7 protein-coding genes are annotated in these 23,227 nt (G+C 56.2%); all 7 read left to right on the top strand.

From position 1 onward, the window contains the following. The first annotated feature begins 19 nt into the window (after positions 1-19). The 7 genes from ahbA to ACE419_RS03510 all read left to right on the top strand — a co-directional run bounded on the left by ahbA (position 20) and on the right by ACE419_RS03510 (position 23,189). Positions 20-475 (top strand): siroheme decarboxylase subunit alpha, encoded by a 456-nt coding sequence (gene ahbA / locus ACE419_RS03480; RefSeq protein WP_435721019.1) that lies wholly within the window; start codon positions 20-22, stop codon positions 473-475. 65 nt (positions 476-540) lie between these two features. Then, positions 541-1,026, top strand: a complete 486-nt coding sequence (gene ahbB, locus ACE419_RS03485; protein ID WP_435721020.1) for a siroheme decarboxylase subunit beta — start codon at positions 541-543, stop codon at positions 1,024-1,026. Positions 1,027-1,176: 150 nt separating this feature from the next. Continuing rightward, positions 1,177-2,364 (top strand): pyridoxal phosphate-dependent aminotransferase, encoded by a 1,188-nt coding sequence (locus tag ACE419_RS03490; RefSeq protein WP_435721021.1) that lies wholly within the window; start codon positions 1,177-1,179, stop codon positions 2,362-2,364. Positions 2,365-2,641: 277 nt separating this feature from the next. Further along, positions 2,642-3,172 (top strand): CYTH domain-containing protein, encoded by a 531-nt coding sequence (locus ACE419_RS03495; protein WP_432647961.1) that lies wholly within the window; start codon positions 2,642-2,644, stop codon positions 3,170-3,172. 342 nt (positions 3,173-3,514) lie between these two features. Continuing rightward, positions 3,515-5,197, top strand: a complete 1,683-nt coding sequence (locus ACE419_RS03500) for a ShlB/FhaC/HecB family hemolysin secretion/activation protein (RefSeq protein WP_435721022.1) — start codon at positions 3,515-3,517, stop codon at positions 5,195-5,197. A gap of 14 nt (positions 5,198-5,211) precedes the next feature. Beyond that, the gene (locus ACE419_RS03505) at positions 5,212-15,873 is read left to right on the top strand and encodes a leukotoxin LktA family filamentous adhesin (RefSeq protein WP_435721023.1); all 10,662 of its coding nucleotides are present in this window, start codon (positions 5,212-5,214) and stop codon (positions 15,871-15,873) included. Continuing rightward, positions 15,819-23,189, top strand: coding sequence for a beta strand repeat-containing protein (locus ACE419_RS03510; RefSeq protein ID WP_435721024.1), 7,371 nt, complete (start codon positions 15,819-15,821; stop codon positions 23,187-23,189). Before ACE419_RS03505 ends, ACE419_RS03510 begins: the two co-directional genes overlap by 55 nt. Positions 23,190-23,227 lie beyond the last annotated feature (38 nt).

Genomic DNA, 23,227 nt, shown 5'->3' on the forward strand with positions numbered 1-23,227 from the left:
TATCATGGGGGAGAGCATCATGGAGCTGACATCGTTTGACAAGTCTTTGCTGAATCTGCTGCAGGGCAATCTGCCCGTCTGCAGCCGTCCGTTTGCGGCACTCGCTGAAAAACTCGGCACGACGGAAGAGCACGTGCTCGAACGTCTGCAGGTCCTGAAAAAAGAGGGGTATCTGCGCCGCATCGGCACGTTCTTCAATTCTGCGCGTCTCGGCTACAAGGGCACGCTCGTGGCCCTGCGCGTCGACCCGGACAAGATGAAGGCTGTCGCCGAGGCCATCAACCGCTATCCGGGGGCCACGCACAATTATGAGCGTGAGGGCCGCTACAATCTCTGGTTCACGCTGCTGACGCCGGCACTGGACAAGGAACGGGAAATCCTCAAGGAAGTCAAGGCTCTGCCAGGCGTGGAGAGCATGCTGAACCTCAAGGCTCAGAAAAAGTATAAGATCAACGTACAGTTTAAATTGGCCTGAGACGCAGCAGCTGCGGTCAGAAAGCAGAATCTGCAAATTTAAGAGAAGGGGAGTGTCAGCCTTTTATGGCAGAAGATACGGCAATGAATGAACTCGATAAAAAAATAGTCTGTGCCCTGCAGGGGGATTTTCCGCTCGTCGCAGAGCCGTATAAGGTACTGGCCGAAGAGGTCGGCATCAGCGAAGAACTCTTCCTCGAGCGCGTCAAGGCTTTGTCCGCGGAAAAGAAAATCCGCAAAATGGGCGCCGTGCTGCGCCACCGCGAAGTCGGCTTTTCGTCAAATGTCCTCGTCGCCTGGGAAGTGGACCCAAAGAGGCTTGACGAAGTCGCAAAGAAAATGGCGGAGTCACCGTCTGTATCCCACTGCTACGACCGCACGACGGCACCGGACTGGCCGTATAATCTCTACACCATGGTGCACGGCCACAGCCGCGAGGAATGCGAGAGCATCGTTGCAGGTCTGGCAAAAGAAACGCATGTCGAGAACCGCGCCATGCTCTACACGAAACATGAATGGAAAAAGGTTTCGATGAGGTACTTTCAGGAATAAAAGCATAACGATATTGAGAAAGGGCTGTCCTGCGGGGCAGCTCTTTTTTTTATCTTCATTTTGTGGTAAAATGTTAACTATGTTCAAGTCGGGAAGAACTATGTTTTTCCTATTTTACGATAACAATAACAGGGAAAAGGTGAATATCCTATGGTTTCTGAAAAAATGTATGAACTCGGCACAAAAAAGTCGACAATCCGCACGATTTTTGAATTCGGCCGCAAGCGCGCAGCCGAAGTAGGCGAGGAAAATATCTTTGACTTCAGTCTCGGCAATCCGAACGTGCCGACGCCGGAGTTTGTCAAGGACGCGGCCATCGACATCCTGCAGACGATGCCGCCCGAGGCCGTTCATGGCTATACGATTGCACCGGGCAATCCGCAGGTCCGCGAGACGCTCGCGCAGAGCATCAACGAACGCTTTGGCACGCATTTTGCCGGCAAGAACCTCTTTATGACGGCCGGTGCGGCTGCTGCCATCACAATCTGCTTCAAGGCCCTCTGTGAGGAAGGCGATGAATTTGTCACGTTCGCGCCGTTCTTCCCTGAATACCGCTGCTTTGTTGAGTCCGTCGGCGGCAAGCTCGTTGTCGTGCCGGCCCGCGTCGAGGATTTCCAGATTCAGTTCGACAAATTCGAGGCGCTTTTGACGCCGCACACGAAGGCCGTCATCGTCAACTCACCGAACAATCCGAGCGGTGCTGTTTACTCCGAAGAGACGATTAAGGAGCTCGCTTCCATCCTTACGCGCAAGGAAAAGGAATACGGCCATCCGATTTACATCATCTCCGATGAACCGTACCGCGAGATTGCCTATAAGGGCAACACGGTGCCGTACATTCCCCTTTATTACCGCGATACGCTCGTCTGCTACTCGTACAGCAAATCATTCTCGCTGCCGGGCGAACGCATTGGCTACATCGTCGTGCCGGATGAGCTTGAGGGCTCTGACGTCGTCTACGGTGCCATTGCCGGTGCTGCGCGCGTGCTCACACACGTCAACGCTCCGTCCCTCTGGCAGCTCGTCGTGGCCCGCTGTGCAGGCAAGCCGTCGGACATTTCGACGTACGAGAAAAATGGCAAAATGCTCTACGACGGCCTGATTGAGGCCGGCTTCACCTGTGTCAAGCCGCAGGGCGCGTTCTATCTTTTCCCGAAGGCACTTGAAGACGACGACTATGCGTTCTGTGAGCGCGCAAAGAAATACGACCTGCTGCTCGTACCGGGCACGGACTTTGGCTGCCCCGGTTATTTCCGCGCTGCCTACTGCATCAAGACGGATACAATCCGGCGTTCGCTGCCGCTGTTCAAGAAGCTGGCTGAGGAATACCGCCAGTAAGATGTCTCCTGCTTAGCTTCGGAGAAATCACTGCATATATTTTAAGGGAAAATGATTTTCTGACAGCAACAGGGAATCATTTTCTTTTTTTAAGAAAAATTAAGGAAAATATAAGGTGTTTTGTGTTAGAATATAAGACATGTTTGGGGAATATATAATACATATGTGTGACATATGCATGCGAAGGTGATAAGAGTATGGGTTTTGTTATTTTTCAGGTTGATGGCGCTTGCTGCAAAGCTGCCGGAGAGCTGCAAGGCAGAGGGGAGGCCCGCAGATGGAGATAGAACGCCAGTTTTTGATTGCGGTCATTCCCGTGCTGCCGCAGGAGTACGATTCCATCCTGCAGGGCTATGTATCCCTGCTGCCGGAAATCCGCATCCGGCAGGTCCGCAAACCGGACAACCAGGAATTTTTTTATTTGACGGTCAAACGCGGCAAGGGCCTCATGCGCGAGGAATGGGAGACCAAGATCTCTTCGCGCGAGTTTTCGCACCTTGTCGAGCGTCTCGAGCCCGACACGCTGTTCATTGAGAAACGGCGGTACTATCTGCCGCTTGATGATGGGCACGTCGCAGAGTTCCACCGCCATGAAGCCGCGCTCAAAGGGTTCAATTACGTTGAAGTGGAGTTTTCTTCCGAAGAAGAAGCAAACGCCTTTGAGCCGCCTGCATGGTTCGGACGCGAGGTCACGGAGGACCCGCGCTTTACCTACGGCCGTCTGGCCGCCGAAAACGGCATGGAATTAGCGAAAAAAATCATGGCTCAGCCGTATAACGACATTATGCCGGCAGAGGACGAAGAGTAAACGAATAGGGCTGCTGTCACAGCAGCATAAAGAAGAAAACCAGTTCTGAGATTTAAATCCTTGAAGTCTCAGGACTGGTTTTTTTTATTTTTTTACATTTGTAAAGGGATTTTAATGACAAATTTTATACATTTAAGGACGCATTTTACATGTTCGGTCTTGTTCTATTACGTTTTTCGGCAGGCCTTCATTTTTCTGCGATTGTAATATGTTATAATTAATTATAGCAGAAGAAGAATACGATTAAACTTGATGAAGAAATAAGAGCAAAAACGATATACGCAATACGGAGAAAGGGGCCCCGTTATGAGAGTCATGAAAGTTATGAGAGGATCTAAACGTTTGATTCGGCAAAAACACGGCCTTTGTCTGGCCGTTTCCCTGACGCTTTGTTCCCTGCCATGGATGACGGCCATGGCTTTTGCGGCACCTGCCGAGGGGAGCAGTGCACCGCCCTCGGTGCGTCCGGCGGGCTACAATGATTCCGGTGCGCAGCTCAGCCGCACGCGTTCGTACCTTGCTTATCAGCAGGCGAAGGAAAGACTGGCCAAGGAGCATGAAGGGGCCGTCCTTTCGGGACAGAACGATGCGGAGACGCAGCCGGGGGAGGACACCACCTTTACGCTCAAAAAAATTGAGATGACATCATCGGCCATCCTGACAGATGAAGAGCTTCAGTCCATTGAGCATCCGTATATTAATCAAAATATTTCCATAAAAGACCTCTATGCCATCCTCAGTGAAATCAATGCCCTCTATCAGAAAAAAGGATACATCACCTGCCGGGCCTTTCTCGGCGAACAGACCATCCATGACGGCGTCGTGCACATTGAGCTTTTGGAAGGGAAAACAGGAGAAGTCCGGCTCGAGGGAAATGACACGACGCGTCCCGATTATATCCGGAAGAGAATTTCCCTGCCGGAAGGCGGGATTGCCAATGTCCGTGAACTCAATAAGGAAATCCTGCGCTTCAACGCCACAAATGACGCCCAGCTGCACATCGCCCTGAAAGCCGGCACTAAGACCGGCACGACGGATTATATCATCACGGCGCGCGAGCCGCAGCAGCAGGTATTTGGCGTGGTCGCAGACAATGCGGGCTCGAAGTCGAGCGGCCTTTACCGCGGCGGTGTATTCTGGCAGGACCGCAGCCTGACTGGGAACCGCGATACCCTGTTCCTGAGTTCGATGTTCTCCCAGGGCACGAAATCGTTTGCCGCCGGCTATACGGCACCGATGAACCATCAGGGCAGCAAGATTGGCCTGAACTACAGCACGAACAGCGTGCATATCACGGATGGCCTTTTGGAGCCGCTTGAAGTCCGCGGCCATTCGTATGCCTATGACTTTTTCATGACGCATCCAGTCGTCACGAGTGAGACCGTGCGTTCGGAAATCGGGCTCGACTACGGCTATCAGCATTCGCGTACGGATTTTCTCGGCAATCCCTGGGTCGACGACACGGTGCAGACGCTGCAGGTCTTCTACGACCAGCTCGACTACGGCCGCTCAACCATCTGGTACCAGAAGCACGGCTATGCCATCGGCAAGTACCAGGATATCAATGGCGGGAACCGCGACTTCGGCAAATACAATTTCAACGGGCTTTTCCGCAAGCATTTTGACCACGGCCAGTCATGGAATATCCGTTTGGAAGGACAGCTCTCGAGCACGCAGTACCTGCCATCGGCCGATATGTTCTACATCGGCGGCCTCTACAGCGTCCGCGGCTATACGGAAAGCCTGCTCGGCGGGGATGGCGGCTTCTCGGGAAGCCTCGAATACGGCGTGCCCATCTCGAAGGACAAGCGCTATGAAACATTCTTCTTCCTCGATGGCGGCCGCGTCTGGGGCTCGAGTGCCTTCGGCGACCGCAGCCTTGTCGGTGCAGGCTTTGGCCTGCGCGGCAGTTTGAATGAACACGCTTATCTCAACGTCAGTCTGGGGTTCCCTCTGATTCGCACCATCAACGAGGAAGAGCAGAGCAGGGCCCGCGTCCATTTTTCGTTTAACAGTCAATTTTGACGGAGGATGCCATTATGAGCTACAATCGACAGTTCCAGCGCCGGAATGACCGCAATGAAATGAAAATGAAAATAAAAACGAGCGCGAAACGAAATGATACTCCCCTGACCCGCAAAGTCGTCGCAGCCGTTACGGCCCTCGGCTTTTTTGCCACGCCGTTTTCGGCGCCTGTGGCCCTGGCCGGCAAAATCACGGATTCGAGCGGGCATGATTATACGCCCAACAACAATGTATATGACATCTACGCCCAGAAATACAACAGCGATGGCAAGAACATCGCAGTGAACCAGTTCCAGAAATTCCAGCTCGATGCCAATAAGATTGCCAATATGTACTTCCGCACGGCAAAGGATGCAACAGAAGCAGCGAACCTGCTGAACTTCGTCGATACGCGCATCGACATCAACGGCACCTTGAACGCCATCCGCAACAAGCAGATTGGCGGCAATCTTTTCTTCCTGAGCCCCGAGGGCATGGTCGTGGGCAAGGGCGGCGTCATCAATACGGGCTCGCTCTATGTGATGGCTCCTTCCCTGACTCAGGATTATATGGATGCGGACCAGAGATCGTATAACATCTTAAAAGGAAATTTTGCAACAGGTGCTTACGGGAATACGGAACTTGAGGCCATCAAGAACGGGTCTGCCAATATCCGCATCAATCCCAGCGGCACCATCAGCGTGCTCGGCAAGATCAATGCCACAGATGAGGTGAAACTCTATGCCGGCAAGGTAGCTGTGGGCAAAAATCTGACTAAAGATACCATTGACGATACGGCTGCCGGCGGCATCGAAAAAGGAGCTGCCATCAATACGGGCATTACGGACTTCTCGCAGGTGGTGAAACTGACTGCGGAACAGCAGAAAGCGGCCGGACTGGATAAGCTTACGGCCACCCGGAACGGCAGCGGGGACGTGGTCCTCTCTGCCCGCTCCGACGCGGCCAACAGCCTGGACCAGGCATTTAATGACCTGGTGAATACTACCGGACTTTTGAAGAGCACGGACATCAACATCCCCAAGACCATTACGGCCAGCGTGGAAAACTATGGCACTGTGACGGCAAAAGGCGACGCCGCCCTGACCGCCAAAGCCACCAACGGCTATTTCAAGGAAGGGGACGAAACGTATTCCAGCAATGCCAGCGGCTTCGCCCAGACCGTGGCCAAAGTGGATGTACAGGGAAATGTGACGGCAGACGGCGCCGCAACGATGACGGCCACTGCCGACAATACCTATGTGGACAGCGGCAATTCCGTAACGGATCAGGCAGGCTCTTTCCTCAGTTATGCCACGCCAGTGGGTGCCAATGTGATGCTGCTCAAAAATGAAGCGAGCGTCACGGTAGGAAAAGATGCTGAAGTGACAGGCGCTTCTGTTAAGGCTGAGGCAGATGCCAATCTCGACGGTACAGCCGGCGTTGTGGCTTCCGGCAAGAAATACATCAAAAAAGTACCAAGTGCCATTCCTTCCACAGGGGTGAGCTATGCCCAGGTGGATAACAAGGCCACCGTCCAGATTGACGGCAAGGTGAAGGCCACGGGGAAAAATACCACAGACAGTGATAACAAAAAGCAAGAAGCCCTGCAGGTACAGGCCAAGGCCACTTCGTCCGTGACCAACAGTGCCAATGCGATTGTGAGCGCGGGTATGCTCGGAGCCGGTTCTTCCAGCGTTGTGGCCGCCGTGGCGGTGACGAACAGCGACAACAATGCCCAGATTAAAGTAAACGGCACGGCCGAAGCTGCAGAGGGCAGCGTGAAGATGGATGCCGCTGCTGAGCAGAGCCTCAATACATCGGCCGCAGCCCAGGCCCCGGATTCCACCGTAGGCGCGGCGGCCGTGGATGTCATGGTCCATGATGGCGATGCTTCCGTCAACGTGCAGGGCACGGTCAAGGGAAAAGAGGATGTGACCTTGGCGGCCACGAACCATACGGCGGAAAATACCCACAGCGCCAACAACAACCTGGGACAGGGCAAATTCAAGGCCCAGCTCATGAAGGGCGTCATGAAGGCCGCCGACGTACAGGGCATCGTGGGCAAGGTCAAGGAAAATCCTCTGGTGAAGGACGCGTTGAGCAAGGCTTCCAAGAGTACGGACACGGCTGCGTCAAGCGGCTCCACAAGCTCCAAATCCCTGACGGATGCCCTTGGCAATACCCTGTCTGTCGGTGCGGCCATCACCGTGGCCGACGAAACGACCACGGCCAAGGTAAGTTTCGGCAAAAATTCTGTGACAGAAGCCACGAATGGCTCCCTCTCGGCAACGGCCAGCAATACGGTCTATGACACCTTACTGACCGCGAATGGCGTCACCAACAGTTTTAAGAATAAAGACAGCGATTCCGATACGGTGACCATCGCTGTGGGAACCGTGTTTGGCGGCATGAAGAATTCGGCCAGCGTCACGGTAGAAGACGGGACTAAAGACAAAAAGGCCCAGCTGAAGGCCGGCAAAGACCTCTCCCTTACGACCACTTCCCGCATGGACTACAACCGGGTGACGGAGATTAAGAAGGGGCTCGATGAAAGCATCGCGGCCGTCAAATCGGCAGCTGCAGATATGAAGAACTGGGAAGAGATGGGCCAGCTTCCTGAACTCAAAGAACTCTATGATGAGCTGGTGACCTTGGAAGAGACCTTCGAGGGGATCAGCAAGACTTTCTATACGAACTATCTGAAGCATGCTCCGGACGGAACGAACCTCACAGCGGATGGGACAATCAACGAAGTGACGAACCTGGCGGCCACCAGCTGGAATCTGTACAACCAGTTTATGGAACTGCAGAACAAGGCTATGACTCTCTACCAGGATATCCAGGCCCAGGATCCGCTGCGCGCGGTCAAGGAAGAAGTACAGACGAAAATCACGAACCTGCTGACCAGCCCGATGGATGTGGTCAGTGCGTCCATGGAATATCTGAGCCCCAACAACTATGCCAATATCGCAGCCACGGCCTCGGCCAAGGGCGGCGAAGATACGGCAGCAGCCACGGCGGCTTCTGTCACCGTTTCGGATTTCAACTTCGACAGTCAGGTACAGGTGGGTAAAAATGCCCTTTTGACGGCCGGCGATACCCTGAACCTCAAAGCCGACGAAGCCATCAAAGACGTGACCATGACGGGCAAGAGCAAATTCTGGAAGAACGATGCGGCCACGGGCAAGTCGGACGGCGTGGGCCTTGGCGGCAGTTTCAACTATCAGGATTTTGACAACAACACGCTTGTCCAGGTGGGCAAAGGCGCGAGCCTGACCGCCGGAGATATGGCCCTTAACAGCTCCTCCGACGTGTTCCATACGGGCGTCATGCTGTCTGCGGGCAAGGCGGACGGCTCTGCCATCAATGGCATGATGGCCCTGACAAACAGCGACAGCTCGAATCAGGTGCTGGTAGATAAGGACGCCCTTTTGAAGGCCGTAAAAGATGAGGCCAAGAATCACAAAGGCAGCATTGCCATCACCGGCTACAACAATACAAATGTAAATAATGCCATCCTGTCTTTGGCGGCTGGCAGCGGTGCGGCTGCAGCCGGCATGGCCGCGGCCGTGAACAACATTGATGTGACCAACCGGGCCGCCGTGGAAAATCTTTCCCCGGGCGATGATGACGACGACAAGGGCCAGATTGAAGCCGCTTCCCTCGATGTCAATGCGGAAACCACGGGCCTTTTAAACGCCGTCAGTGTGGCCGGCGGCGTGACCTCTGCAGGCACGGAGCCGGAAAAAGGCAAGACGGAAACGGGCGGCATGAGCAGCGTGGGCAACCTGTTCGGCAAGGTGACGAACCCTGTGGGGACCGTCACCTCGGCTGTGGGAACCGTCTCCAATAAGGTAAAAGACGCCATCACCTGGGTGAACACCGGCGGCAAGAGCCAGGGCGGCACAAAGACCCCTGTGCCCACGAAGTCAGACACGGCGCCTTCCTTCAGCCTGGCCGGAGCCGGCAGTCTTTCCCTGAATCTCGTGGACGATACCACGCAGGCCGTGGTGGACGGAGCCACGGTAAAACTGAATAACGACGGAACTATGAACGTGGGTGCCCGTGATACGGCCTATGTAGGAGCCTACAGCGGCGGTGCGGCCATTTCCCTGCGCAAGGGCAAGAGCAATAAAGAGAGCACCAACGTGGCGTTCAGCGGCGCCGTGGGCATGAATTCTATCGACAACACCATTGAGGCCGCCGTAAAGAACAGCACCATTACGGGCGTGAAAAATCTTGACATCGAAGCCCTGAGCGGCGGCACGTCTGTGGCAGCCGGCACGGCCTTGGCCCTCACGAAGAGCAGCCAGCCCGGCAACAACTTTGCCGGCGGGGCTTCGGCTTCGGTGAATCTGATTGACAAGAATGTCAAGGCTTTGTCGGAAAACAACACGGTGACCGGCAAAGCGGCCACGGAAAAAGCAAAAGTCGATGTGACAGCCTACGAAAGCGACCTGCAGGTCACGGGCGGCGTCAATGCCGACGTGGCCATCGGCGGCGGTAATGCAGCTGGCGGCAGCCTGACCATAGCGAACATCAAGAACAATCTCGAAGCCGGCATTCACGGCGGTACGTATACCAATATCGGGGATACCAAGGTACAGGGCCTGCTGGCTACCAAACAGATTTCGGCGGCCATCTCTGCCGGCGTAGCCGTGGGCGGCGGAGACAAGAGTACGGACAACGCCTTTTCTGGTGCCATGCTCTACAACGGACTGCACAATACGGTCAATGCGAATATTTCGAATACTGCCAATATCACAGCGGATTCCATCGCCGTAAAGGCGCACGATACCACGAGCGGTTCGGACGAGGCCAAAGCGTATCAGGATAAGCTCGGAAATTACAAAGATAAAGAAACCATGCTCCAGAATGCGGGCATCGATACAGACGGTTCTTCCTATTATAAGACCTCCGACAGCAGCAATGGCCTAGATACGGCCGGAGAAACAGTGGATTTTGACGGCAACAAGGGCAGCCTGAGTGTGGGCGCCGCCTTTGTGGCGGCCGGCTCCAAGGACAATGCGGCCGGCGCGGCCGTGAACGTGGCCAACCTCGACAATACTTTTATGGCCAAAATCGATGGTTCGACCCTGACGGCGGATACCATTGCCGCTCAGGCCGAGGCAGACAGCCTCGCCGTAAATGTGACGGCCGGTGTGGCTGCCGGTTCCAAGGACTTCGGCGGCATGGGCAGCGTGACCTGGCAGGATCAGAATAATGCGATTCAGGCCCAGGTGACGGATTCTGCCCTGACCACGGACAAGCTGAACGTGAATGCTTCCAGCAATGCCCAGGCTGTGAACGTCGCCGGCTCCGTGGCCTATGGCAAGACAGCAGGCATCGGCGCAGCCCTGGCCTATAACGGCCTGGACAATCACATCGGTGCCTACCTGGCCGGCGGCAGCGTAACGGCGAAAACGCCCGCCACGGGTGTCAGCGTGGACATCGAAGGCAAGAACACGGGCAAAATCTACGGCCTCGGGGCAGCTGTGGCCGCCAGCCAGAAGGCTGCGGTAAATGGCACCGTCGTCGTGAACCACGGCGGCAGTGACACGGAAGCCGCTATTGGTGAAGTGCGCGCCGAAGACGGGACGAATACGACAAAAGCGACTGCGGTCTCTAGTGCCAAAGCCGTGACGGTGAAAGCCGAAAGCGACGATGTGCGGGTAGCAGCTGCCGGTAACGTCAGTGCCAGCGGCAAAGTGGCCCTTGGCGGCGCCGTGGCCTATAACGATGTGGGCGGCGCGTCCACGAGTACGGCAAAAGCCAGCCAGAAGACCCGTGCCGCACTGAATAAGACCACTCTGACTCATGTGACCGGCGGTACCACGTCCGTCGAGGCCGTCGATGGCTCGAAACTGACCACGGCAGCCTTTGGCGTCGGCGGTGCCGGCAAGGTGGCCGTCCAGGGCGCAGCGGCTACGGCTCTTGTAAACAAGGCCGTGACGGCCGAAGTGCAGGATTTCACGGTCGACAAAGACGCGGACAAAGGGGCCACTTTGTCGGTCAAGGCGGACAGCCAGAGCACGATCAGCAGCCTGGCCGTTGTCGGTGCCGGCAGTGGTACCTTTGCCGGCGGCGCCGGTGTCAGCGTAAACCGGATCAATCAGGATACGAAGGCCTCCATGAGCAGCAGCACGGTCAAAGACAGACATACCACCGTGCAGGCAGCCGGGGATTCGGCCATTACTTCCGTGGGTATCGGCGCGGCCGTGGCCGGTAAGGCAGCCCTGGCCGGCAACATTGCCGTGAACCAGATTGGCAGCAATGTACAGGCAGCCGTGAAGGGCAGCACTCTTACGAGCAGCGGCAATATCGGCGTGCTGGCAGACGGCAAAGAAACTCTCGGCAACTATGCCGGAACCGTGAGCGGCGCGGCCGGAAATGCCGGACTCGGCATGGGCGTCAGCTACAATGCCATCACGGGCAATACGGAAAGCACCGTAGCGGGCAGCACGCTGGAGGCCAAAGGCCAGGAAAATGAGACGGTCGGCGACAAGCAGAAAGGCGTGGCCGTGACGGCTGCCGGTACGCATAACCTGCAGAGTGTGGCCCTGACGGCCGGCCTGGCAGGCTCCGACAATGTGGCCGTGGGCGCGGCCGGCACGGTGACGGTCAACAATATCGGCGGCACGACCCGGGCGGCTGTGACCGATACGGACATCAACAAAAATCTCGACAACAGTACGGCTGATGACGTGGCCGTGAAAGCCCAGGATGTGACGAAGAGTGAAAGCCATGTCGGCTCCCTTGCTGTGGGCATCGGCGCCGATGGCGGCGCCGGCGTCAGCGCGGCTTCGGATACCCTGATTTTGAGCCGTAAGACGGCCGCGGAACTCAGCGGCACGAAGCCGAAAAGAGCGACGACTGTCAACGGCCGGAACATTTCCGTAACCGCGGACCAGCAGTCTACGGTCGTCACCAACGCCGACGGCGTAGCCGGTGCCGGCGGTGTTTACGGGGCAGGTGCAGTCGCAGCAACGGCAGCGGCCACCAAACTGGACGGCTCCGTCTCGGCCACGATGAAAAATATCACCAGCAAGAACCATGGCCTGGAAATCTCGGCCAAGCACGACCATAAGACCACCCTCGTCAGTGCTTCGGCGGCGCTGTCGGCGGCTATGGTTTCCGGCGCCGTCGGTGCCGGCGTGGGTGTCGTGAACGATGACTTTACCACGAATGCAGAACTTATGGACAGCGATGTCAAGGCGGACAAGGCGGAAGGCCAGATAGGTTCTGGTTCCGTGAAAGTGGCAGCCGACAGCAGCACCTCTGTCACGACGGTCGTGGCTGGTGTGGCCGGTTCCATGGGTGCGGCCGCTGCGACGATTTCTGTCAACAATTTGAACAGCCAAACTTCGGCTGTGGTCAAAGACAGCCTCGTCAGTGCCGAGCAGGATTTCACCGTGGATGCCCATAACAAGGTGAATACGAAGTTCAACGCGGCCACGATCGGTGCGGGCGGCGCCGCCATTGCCACGGGCGTGGGCGTCAACACCATCGGCACGTCTACACTTGCCAAGGTGGAGGGCAGCACCGTAAATGCCCGGACGGCAGACATCAAGGCCCGAGAAGAACTGGATGTAGACCAGAATATTGTAGGCGCTACTGTAGGCGGCATGGGTCTCAATGCCAACGTGATGGTGACCTCCATCGGCACCAAGTTGGCCGATACCTATGGCAGCAGCGCGGACAAGGGGGCTTCCTTTGATACCGCCGCTGTGCTGCAAAAGGCCAATACGGCCCTGGATTCCCAGCAGACGGCTACTACCGATGACACCACGGCCAGCAGCAAGGTGGTCAAGGACACCCTCCACAATACGGATACGGGTGTCGAGAGCAAAGATGCTTCCGGCGTAAGTGCATCTTCGGGCAAGAGCGATGCCAAAGGCACGCAGGCAGCGGTGACGGATTCTGCCATCACCACTGAGGATACGCTTGCTCTCAGTGCCAATCGTCAGACCGATGCGAAAATCACGGCGGCTGCGGCCAGCGTCTCGGGCTCTCTCGGCCTCAGTGCCACCGTGGCCGTTTTGGACGCGAAGAAAGATGCCGGCGTCAGCATCAGCGGCAGTACGCTGCAGGCAGAAAATGTTCTTTCTGCAGAGGCTAATCAGAGCGGCAAGACAAGCATCGATGCTTATCAGGCCAATATCGCCGGCGTGGCGGCTGTCAGCGCGGCGTATGCCCAGAGCAGTTCCAGCGGCGCGACAAAAGTCGAAGCTGTGGATTCTACGCTGACTTCCGACAGCAAAGATATCACCATGAAGGCAGCAGACGCATCTCAGACGGCTTCGTCGGTCTACGGCGCGACGGCAGGCCTCGTGACGGCCGGAGCCCTTGTCTCCAAAGCCGATAATACGAGTGATACGAATCTTGCCATCAAGGGAAGTACGCTCGAAACGGCTCAGGGAACGGCTGACTTGCAGGCCGATAAGGCCAATGTCGTGACGGCCAAAACGTACGGCGGTTCCTTCGGCCTTGTCGGTGCCAACGGCGTCGTCGCCCTGGCAAGCGATGAGGGTTCGAGCAAGATTCTCGTCAGCCAGAGCGGCAGCAGGAAAAACAGCACCTTTGCAGGTCAGACTGTAAATCTGCAGGCGACGACCCGTCCGGCCGTCACGGCGGAAACGGGCAGTCTCTCCGTCGCCCTTCTCGGCAGCGCCAGTGCGTCTGCGGCAACGGCCTCGGCAAAAGGCGGGGCCAGTGTCCAGGCAGATGACGGCACGACCTTTGATGTGGACAAGGCCGAAATCGCGGCCAGCGCCGAAAGTCAGAATGGAGAAAACAACAGCGAAGCCAAGGTCAAGGGCTTTGCAGCAGCCGGCCGCGGCACGGCCGTCGTCAATGCGGCAAAAGCCAATATGGACATCGATACGGATGTGACGCTGGGCAAAGTTTCCTTCAAAAAAGATAAGGGCACGGCTCTTAGCGTGACTTCGGCCAATACGACGCAGACCGCAGCCGATGCCCGCGGCATCACCGTCGGCGGCCTTTTTGCCAGCGGCACGAATCTGGCCTATACGGGAAGTGGTACGGAAAAAGACGCCAATACCTCGACGATTACTTTGACTGGAGACAAGACGCAGCTGAGGTCCCTGTCCGTCAATGCCAGCGGCACGACGCACAATGTGACCACGGCCGACGGCAGCGGCGGCGGTATGGTCAGCGGCGACCTGGCCGGTGCTGTGGACAACAAGACATATACCAATAGTAAGGTCACCCTCAAAGGCAGCTGGGATGTGGCCGGCGACGTGGACATCCAGTCGGCTCAGACGGATCATATGGACCTCAATGCTGACGCCACGAAGGCAGCCGTCGTCGGAGCCAGTGCCACCAAGGCGGACAACACGGCCAATGGTGCTGCTGATGTCGTATTGACGGGCAGTCAGGTCACCAGCGGCGGCACGCTCACGGCCAAGGCGGACAGCAAGGCTGACTTCGGCCAGAATAAGGCGTATGCCGTTGAAGGCAGCGGCTACGGCGGTGTCGCGGTGCAGGGCGCCAAGCTCAATAACACGGTGAGCCGCACGTCTACCGTAGATGTCAGCAATGCTTCTCTTACGAGCAGCGGCAGCCAGACCCTGGCAGCAGAGGCAGGCGGCAAAATCAATGCGGCCGGCTATATCAAAGCAGCCGGCGCCGGCGCGGCTACCTGGGTGGATGTGGACAACAACCTGACCAGCCGGAATACCATCACGACCGATGGGAAGACCTCCCTGCGCACGGATGCGGCGGACAGTGATATCACCCTCGCGGCTGCGGACGACTGGGATGTGACGGCCAAAGGTGTGGCTGATACCCAGGGCGGTGCCGTCGGTGGTGCTTCGTCGGATGTCAAGAACACCCTGCAGCGGACGAACAAAGTTGATGTCCAGGGCAAAGTCTACAGTCTGGGTGATGTCAATCTCTACGCAGGCAAAGACGCGAACGGCGCCATGGACAACCTGGACCTTAATGTCGAATCGGAAGCCTACAACAAGACGGCACTCTCTGTCGCTGTCCCGAAATTCAAGGATACCCTGACTCAGGCCAACCAGGTCATTGTCGGCAAGGACGCGGAAATCGCCGGTGTCCGTCACGTCAATGCCTATGCCGATGAAGCCGGCAAATACCTGCGCGAACAGTCCGTGAAGTACACCTGGTATCACAGCGATGCCAATGAAAACTTCACGAGCACGTCCGTGGGCAAGAAGTCCGACAGCATCAACGACAAGACGGATAACTATGTACAGATTGACGGCAAGGTGACGGCCGGCGCCCAGAACAAACAGAAAATCGTCATCGGCGGCTCGGGCCAGACGGTCATCCTCGACAAGGATGAACTGGCTGCTGTCAAAGCCGTCAAGGGACAGGAAAATGCCGTCCAGAGACCGACGATTGACGCTTCGAGCGGCATCGACACGTCGAAGATCCGTTATGCGCGCATCGATTATGCCAATGCCCTGATGACACGCTACTATGAACTGGCTAAATTGATCAGCCAGTACAGTGACAGCAAGGACCTGACGGCTCTGAAAGGCTACCAGGATGAGCAGACGCGCATCTATAATGAACTCAACGACCTCGGCCTTCTTTCCGAGGTAACCGGCCCGGACAACAAGACCTATCTGGTGCCTGTCCAGGGCCTTACGGTGTGCCGGATATCGTCGCTTCGGGCGGCAATATCACGGTGGAAGCAGGCAGCCTGAAGGGCGCCGGTACGCTGAAAGCCCAGGGCAGTCCGGAAGTCACCGTGGAGAACCATACGAATCTTTATATGAAAGTGGGAGATGTCAAGGCCGTCAATCCGGGCGGTGAAATCCATTACAACGGCCAGTCGCTGGCCAAGGACGCTGCTGCTGTTATTAAGAGTGGCAATCAGGACAAGGCTGCGGCCGTCAACCTGATGGTCAGCACCGATGCTGCCACCAGTGCCGGCGGCACGGTCACCATAAAGAGCGACTACGGCACGGCCGCCATCAAGGCGAAAATCGATGAAGTCGATGCCGATAATAATCCGACAGGCAAAAAAGTCGATGCCGAGCTCGTCCCGAAGGCCGATATCGAAATCAACGGCAATGTTGAAGCGGAAAACGGCGTCGTCACGGTAGAAGATAAGAACTACAATATTCTCCTGCAGGGCGAAGGCAGCCGCACGGCGGAAGTCAACGGCAAGGAAATCCACCTGACGGCCGGCAAGAGCATCAGCCAGGGCTTTACCCAGGGCATCGTCAACATCGGCGGCAACCCGGAAGAGTTGTACAAAGACAAGTATTTCAACAGCGAAGTCAATGAATTCAACAATGCTTATGGTTATGAAAATACATCCCGGGTCCATCGGGAAGACCGGACGCACGATGATGTACTCAACGGCAGCGGTTCGCGCATTGCCGGCGACAACATCTACATTAACGCGTCGGACATCAACGTCAACGGCCTGATTCAGAGCGGCTACGGCAAATACGAAGTCACCATTGACAGCGGCGTAACGCCGAAAGTCCAGCGTCTGCAGCACACCTGGAGACTTCTGGGCGGGCGGGATCTGTCGGACAATGTCGTTACGACCGGCACCTATTATCTTGTGCAGAAGGGCGGCAAGGTCCTGCAGACAGACGGTACCTATAAGTACCAGCCCGATGTCTACTACAATCCGTCGACGCAAAAACTCGTCATCCCCGATATTGATGCCCACGGCGGCAAGATTTATCTGAATGGCCGCATCTCCAGCACGGGCAATGGTAAAATCGTGGCCCTCGACGGTGCCTATGACATCAGTGTGACCAACAACACGAATACGGCTCTGCAGGTGGGCAAGCTCATCAGCAACAAGAGCGACGGCCTGATCAGCATAGCCGACTCCGCCAAGAACCAGGTCACGGAATACACCCGCGGCAGCACGGTGGTCAAGGACCTGACAAAATGGGATAAGACCACCGGTGACTGGAAGGTCCTCAGCAAGAGCGGGGCATCTTCTGTATACAATCCGCAGCAGAATCTGCGCTACAACTGGACCAGCGGCCAGAAGGTCACGACGAAGAAACATTATAAACATGATCATAAAGCCGGCCTCTGGGGAGCTGTCACGACGCTGAATGAAACAGAACTGGCTAAGTATGAACAGGAAATCACGCCGCAGGATATGGGGCATAATACCTTTACCAATGACAACGGCGTCTATATCGACACGAGCAGTCTCACAAATAAGGACAAACAGTATGTCTTTGTCTACGACAATGTGGTCCTGAACAATGACCGGACGCAGCCGGTCGTCACCAAGCGCTGGAAGACGGGCTTTTTGGGCTGGTTCCATTGGGAACGCACCGAATGGGATACCAATACGGGCACGGCCCAGCAGTATGTGGGCAGCGTCAAAGCGGACCACGGCATTAATATCGGCTTCCTCGGCAATCAGAATGGCAATTCGGCCATCAATGTGACGAGCAAGTCCGGTGTCACGCTGGCCGGCAAGATTCAGTCCAGCCAGAGCGGTACAGGTTCGACCATCGCCATCACTTCGCAGGAAGGTGCCATCAACCAGAATGGCGGCCTGCTCAAGGGTGACAATGTAAAGCTCAGTGCCAAAAACGGCCTGACGAATATTGCCGTCGAATCCCTTGGTGATACGGTACAGCTCGACGCGGTCAACACGGGCAGCGGCAATATGAACATCACCGTTGACGGTGCCTATGGCAAGGCGGGCCATGTCAATCTCGTTCAGGCGAAGAACGCAAATGGCGACGTCAGCCTGACTGTTTTGGGCAATCTGACCCAGAGCGGCACGGCTGCGGCAGTCGAGGGCAATCGCATTGACCTCGTGAGCCGGCAGGGAAGCATCGGCACGGATGCGGCAGCTTTGAAGGTGAAAACACCGGATATCGCTGATGACGCGCTGAACCCGCTTTCGAGCAGCGTCAACGTCACGGCCAAGAGCAATATCCATGTGGCAGAGGACAGCGACCTGCGCGTCGGCACCATCAAATCGACGGAAGGCGATGTGAAACTGACTGCGACGGGCAGCATCATCGATGCCCTGCCCAGCGGCGATACCATCGACCGCGGCAATACGGCAGCCCTCGTCCAGGGCTGGAAAGACCTAGGCCTGATCGAAGGCGATGGCCAGTACAAACAGAAACAGGCAGCAGACGTGGCTGAATACAAGGCCGGCGTCCAGTCTGAAATGGAACAGTATCTGAAGCTGAAGACTGCTTATGAAAATAATGAAAAAGCAGCCAAAAACGATGCCAACTATCAGGCTTTGAAAGAACGTTACGGCGATTATACGAGTGCTGACGACTACCTGGCAGGCAGCGAGACAGCCAAAAATCATCTGGCTGAGCTGCAGAAGGCCGGTGCGGGCTGGAGCGAAAATGAACTGCTCTATGCTATCAGCGACGCCATCGTCAATAAGCAGCAGGGCAGCACGGACACGGAGCTCAAGCAGGCCAACATCTCCGGCCGCAACATCACGCTCCAGGCTAAAAACGTCGGCTCGGACAAAGCGGCCGAAGATGTTCTGGTCAAGGATATTACCACGGATGCACGTCTCGATGACCTCAAGAAAGTCGTCAATGCCAATGTTTCGGATGTGGGCTATACCGCAAATGACAAGGGCGAGAAGGTGTTCCGCATCTACGGCAAGGTGCCGGTCGGCATCGAAGCCAAAGGTGAACTGAATGTCCAGTCCGACGGCAATATCTACGTGGCCGGCCGCACGTCCGGCGAGAACAAGGATACGGTCCTGAAGCTGGGCAAGGTAACGACCAACACGGGCGATATCCGCGTCCTTGGCAAAGCCGGCGTGACCAACTCCCTGACGGATGGCAGTGTCAACCTGAAGGGCAAGGACCTCATCCTCGAAGGCGGCAGTGCCGACATCGGTACGGTGGACAAGAAAATCGCCGTCGACCTGACGGGCAGCCTGTCTGCTCTGACGGATGGCAGCATGTATATGAGCAGCGTGGGCACCAATAATCTGCAGCTCACCGGCCTCTATGCCGGCAAAGATATGGTGCTCGATTCCAAGAAGGACATCATCATGAGTCCGAGTGCTTCTGAGCAGGCCTACCTCAATGCAGGCAGACTGCTTGACCTGAAGGCAGAGGGCGGCATTGGTGCAAAAGACAGCGCCATCCGCATCCTCGGCAATGGTGCCGCCGTCAACGCAGAGGCGAAAAATGGCGACATCTATCTGGCCGGCAAAAACAAGGCCGGAGAGACCGAAGGACTCCTGCTGCTCGGCAGCCTGAAGACTGTTCCTGGTCATACGGTTTCGGTAACTTCTGAGACCAGTCTGAGTCTCGGCCAGGATGACGAGGCATCGCCAATCGACAGCCAGGTGACGGCAGACACGGTGAACCTGTCCAGCGACAGGGACATCGACTTGGTCAAAGGCAGCTTGAAGGCGGCAAAGGCCATGGGCCTCAAGGCCGGCGGCCATATCAGCCAGACGGCGGCCCACAACATCGCAGCGCCGACAGCCAGTCTCGATGCCCAGAGTGGCATCGACCTCAACAGCGGTGCCGAACTGGATAATAATAAAGTCTTCAACGATTTCCAGACGGTCAGCGTGAAGAATGGTTCTGACCAGAGCGATGTTACGCTGGGCAATGGCGGCAGCAAAGATTTGACGGTTTCCTTCCTTAATAATACGCAGGCGAAAAACGTTGCCGTCCGCAATTACAAAAATGGTGCCGGTAATAACATGACCGTCAATGGGCCGTTGACAGCCACAGAAGGCATCAGCCTCGTCAACGACGAAGGCGACCTGAAGACCACAGGTGTACTGACAGTCGGCAGCGGCAGACTCCATGAAGATGCAGTCGGAGCTGTAGAAAACGAAGACATCTTGACCGGTGAGAAGATCGTTATGAACTCCACCGCAGGCATACTCAACAAAAAGAGTTTGATTTCTGACAATCAGGTGGAATTGACGGCGGTCAATGACATCGTCAATCAGGGCATCGTACAGGCCGGCACATATGTAAACATGACTTCCAACACGGGCTCCATCACCAATGCAGGCAGTGTCGAAGCCAAGAATGGCGGCGTCACGATGAATGCCAAGACGGACTTGCACAATGAGGATACCGTGAAAGCAGCGCAGGATGTCAGCCTGCAGTCCGGCACATCCATGACAAATGGCGGCGCTGTGACAGCTAATCAGGATATCACTATGAATGCGGGTACGACCCTGACCAACAGCGATCTTGCTGCAACAACAGGCAAAGTCGACCTGACATCGGCCGAAGCAATGCAGAATAAAGGCAGTGTCACGGCCGGTACGACGGTAGGCATGACCTCGACGAATGACAGCATCACGAATGAAGGTGCTGTCGAAGCTAAGGGCACCGACGTCACGATGAATGCTCATACGGATCTGCACAATGCGGATACCGTAAAAGCAGCGCAGGATGTCAGCCTGACTTCCGGCCAGGCCATGGCGAATGACAAGGCAGTTACGGCTGTCCGCGACATCACCATGAATGCCGGCACGACGCTGAATAACGGCGGCGACCTGACATCCACGAATGGTGCCATCAGCCTGACGGCTCAGAAGGGACTCCAGCAGAGCGGCAATGCCATGGCCGGTAGCAGCATCACGATGGAAAATCAGCAAGACGGCGACCTTGTCGTTACTGGCGATGTCCAAAGTGGCACTGCAACGATCATTAAGAATAACAATGGTGCCATCACGGTTGGTACGCAGGATAAGAAAGGCAGTGTCACAGCCGGCACAACGGCGTCCCTTAAGACGGCGAATGGCCCGGTTACGGTTTACGGTGATGTAGAAGGGAAGAAAGGAGCGATAGTCAAGACAGGACAGACTGGAAATATTGATATCGAAGGCAGCCTTAAAGCCAGCGAAAGCGGCGATGCTGAGGCACTTGCCAAAGATGGCAGTATCAAAGTCAACGGCCAGGTCGAGGCGGCGAATGGCAATGCCAAAATCCAGACGGAAAAGGGCACGGTCAGCGTAGCCGGCGCGATGACGGCCAGCGATGATGTGATGGCGCAGTCGCATGATGGCGATGTTACAGTCGACGGTACGATGACGGCAGGTCACGACCTCATAGCCAAGAGCAGCAAGGGTGATGTCCTTGTCAAAGGTCAGATGGATGCCGGAAATGACGCGACGGCGCAGTCCGACAACGGCAATGTTACGGTCGAAGGCCAGATGAAAGCGAACAACAATCTTCTGGCACAATCGACGAACGGTGATGCGACCATCAAGGGCGGCCTGATCAGCGGCAAAGCGACAAAAGCTTCGGCCGCAAATGGCAGCGTCCATATTGACGGCGATGTCCAGAGCGGCACTTCTGCGGAAATCACAGCTCAGGATGGCAATGTCGGTATTACGGGCCAGGTCACGGGCAATACGTCGGTACTGGCACAGGCCGCAAACGGCGATGTCACCATTGGCGGCAGCGTTACGGGCGGCACATCCGTCACGGCGCAGGCTACGGAAGGCAATGTCTCCATCGATGGCTCGGTTGAGTCGAAGACGGGCGACACGGTCCTTTCGGCGACGGACAGCAGGAAGCTTGATGAAAAAGGCAATGTCAGCGTCAAGGGCAGTCTGAAAGCGGCAGCCGATGCTTTGCTAAAGGCGGAAAATGGCGACATTAAAGTCGGCGGTCAGGCGACGGCAGGGAAAAATCTCCACGCCGCAGTCTCTGGGTCCGGCAATATCGTCTTTGCTGGCACGGCTGAGGCAGCTGACAATCTGACTGCCGAGACACAGCAGGGCGATATCACCTTCCAGGGCAGTGTACAGAGCGGTCAGGATTTGACTGCCAAGACAGCAGAAAAAGGCAATATCACCTTCCAGGGCAATGCGCAGAGCGGTCAGGACCTGATTGCCAGGACGGCCGAAGAAGGCAGCATTACCTTTGACGGTGCGGTAAGTGCCGGCCGTGACCTCGTGGCCGATGCGGAAAAGACTGGCTCCATCACGCTGCGCCGCGATGCTGCAGCAGGCCGCAATGTTGACTTCCATACGAATGACGGCAATATCCTCTTTGCAGGCAGCGATACAGGCAAGACAGAAGATATCCATCTGACGGCAGAGCAGGGCGATGTGAACATCCAGGTAACAGGTACAGGCGCCATCAAAGACGAACACACTGCCAGCAATGGCGACCGCGGTTTTGTCAACGCGACAAATGGCAATGTCAAAATCAAGCATGAAGGCACGGGCGATGTCGATCTCTACGGCCTCTATGCGAAAAAGGACGCTGCTGTCGAGCTCAAGAACGGCAGTCTCTACCTCGATAACATCGATGGCAATCTCGTGGCCATGTTTGTCCGCAATCCGTCTAAGACAATGGATGTCAAGCACGTCACGGCCGGTACGGAAATTGCCGTTTCGGGCTCGGACCTCGGTATCGACGATATCATGCAAAGGGAAGGCTCTGACGGCGTGCTGACCATTACGCCAAACGGTGCGCGCGATGATATGCCGATTGAGAACCTGCGCATTGGTGATATCAAGAGCACAGGCGGCATCCGCTTCAACCATCTCTGGCTTAGAAATGGCAGTGTCAAAGTCAGCAAAGGCAAATTCCTGATCGACAAGCTGTATGTCCTGGATAAGGCCACGTTCAGCAATGGCGTCATGACGACGAATGTCTTCGGCACGGCACCTGTTTACGATAAAGCCGTCACGAGTGCGTATTGGGTCAATACGCGTCTCAATCGGCCGCAGGATGCCCTGCAGAACTGGCTGAGTTCCGCGCCTGACGCGGGCCGCTGGATGTTCCTGCGGTTCTACGGACAGGGAGATACGCAGCTTAGCAATGGCAATCTGCTTGACCTTGCCGACCACTACCATGTCTACCGTGAACGCTACACGGAAACCGACTGGATGCGCATGCTGCTGGATTCGGACCGTTATGCATTCTACCGCACGTATTATCATCCGGCGCTCTCGTATCACGACCGCTACGACCTTGTTGACCCGTCGGCATACATTTTTGCAGGGACAAAGAATATGACGCCGGCTGTCACGGTTGAGAGTGAAGCCTGAAAATAAGAGCAGGATGTTATAGGAGAAAAGGAGTATTC

Source organism: Mitsuokella apri (assembly GCF_047974105.1).
In the GTDB taxonomy this organism is placed as follows: domain Bacteria; phylum Bacillota; class Negativicutes; order Selenomonadales; family Selenomonadaceae; genus Mitsuokella.

Coding starts and splice junctions, on each gene's coding strand:
- ahbA (WP_435721019.1), top strand. CDS start 20: ATGGAGCTGACATCGTTTGACAAGTCTTTGCTGAATCTGCTGCAGGGC.
- ACE419_RS03490 (WP_435721021.1), top strand. CDS start 1,177: ATGGTTTCTGAAAAAATGTATGAACTCGGCACAAAAAAGTCGACAATC.
- ACE419_RS03495 (WP_432647961.1), top strand. CDS start 2,642: ATGGAGATAGAACGCCAGTTTTTGATTGCGGTCATTCCCGTGCTGCCG.
- ACE419_RS03505 (WP_435721023.1), top strand. CDS start 5,212: ATGAGCTACAATCGACAGTTCCAGCGCCGGAATGACCGCAATGAAATG.
- ahbB (WP_435721020.1), top strand. CDS start 541: ATGGCAGAAGATACGGCAATGAATGAACTCGATAAAAAAATAGTCTGT.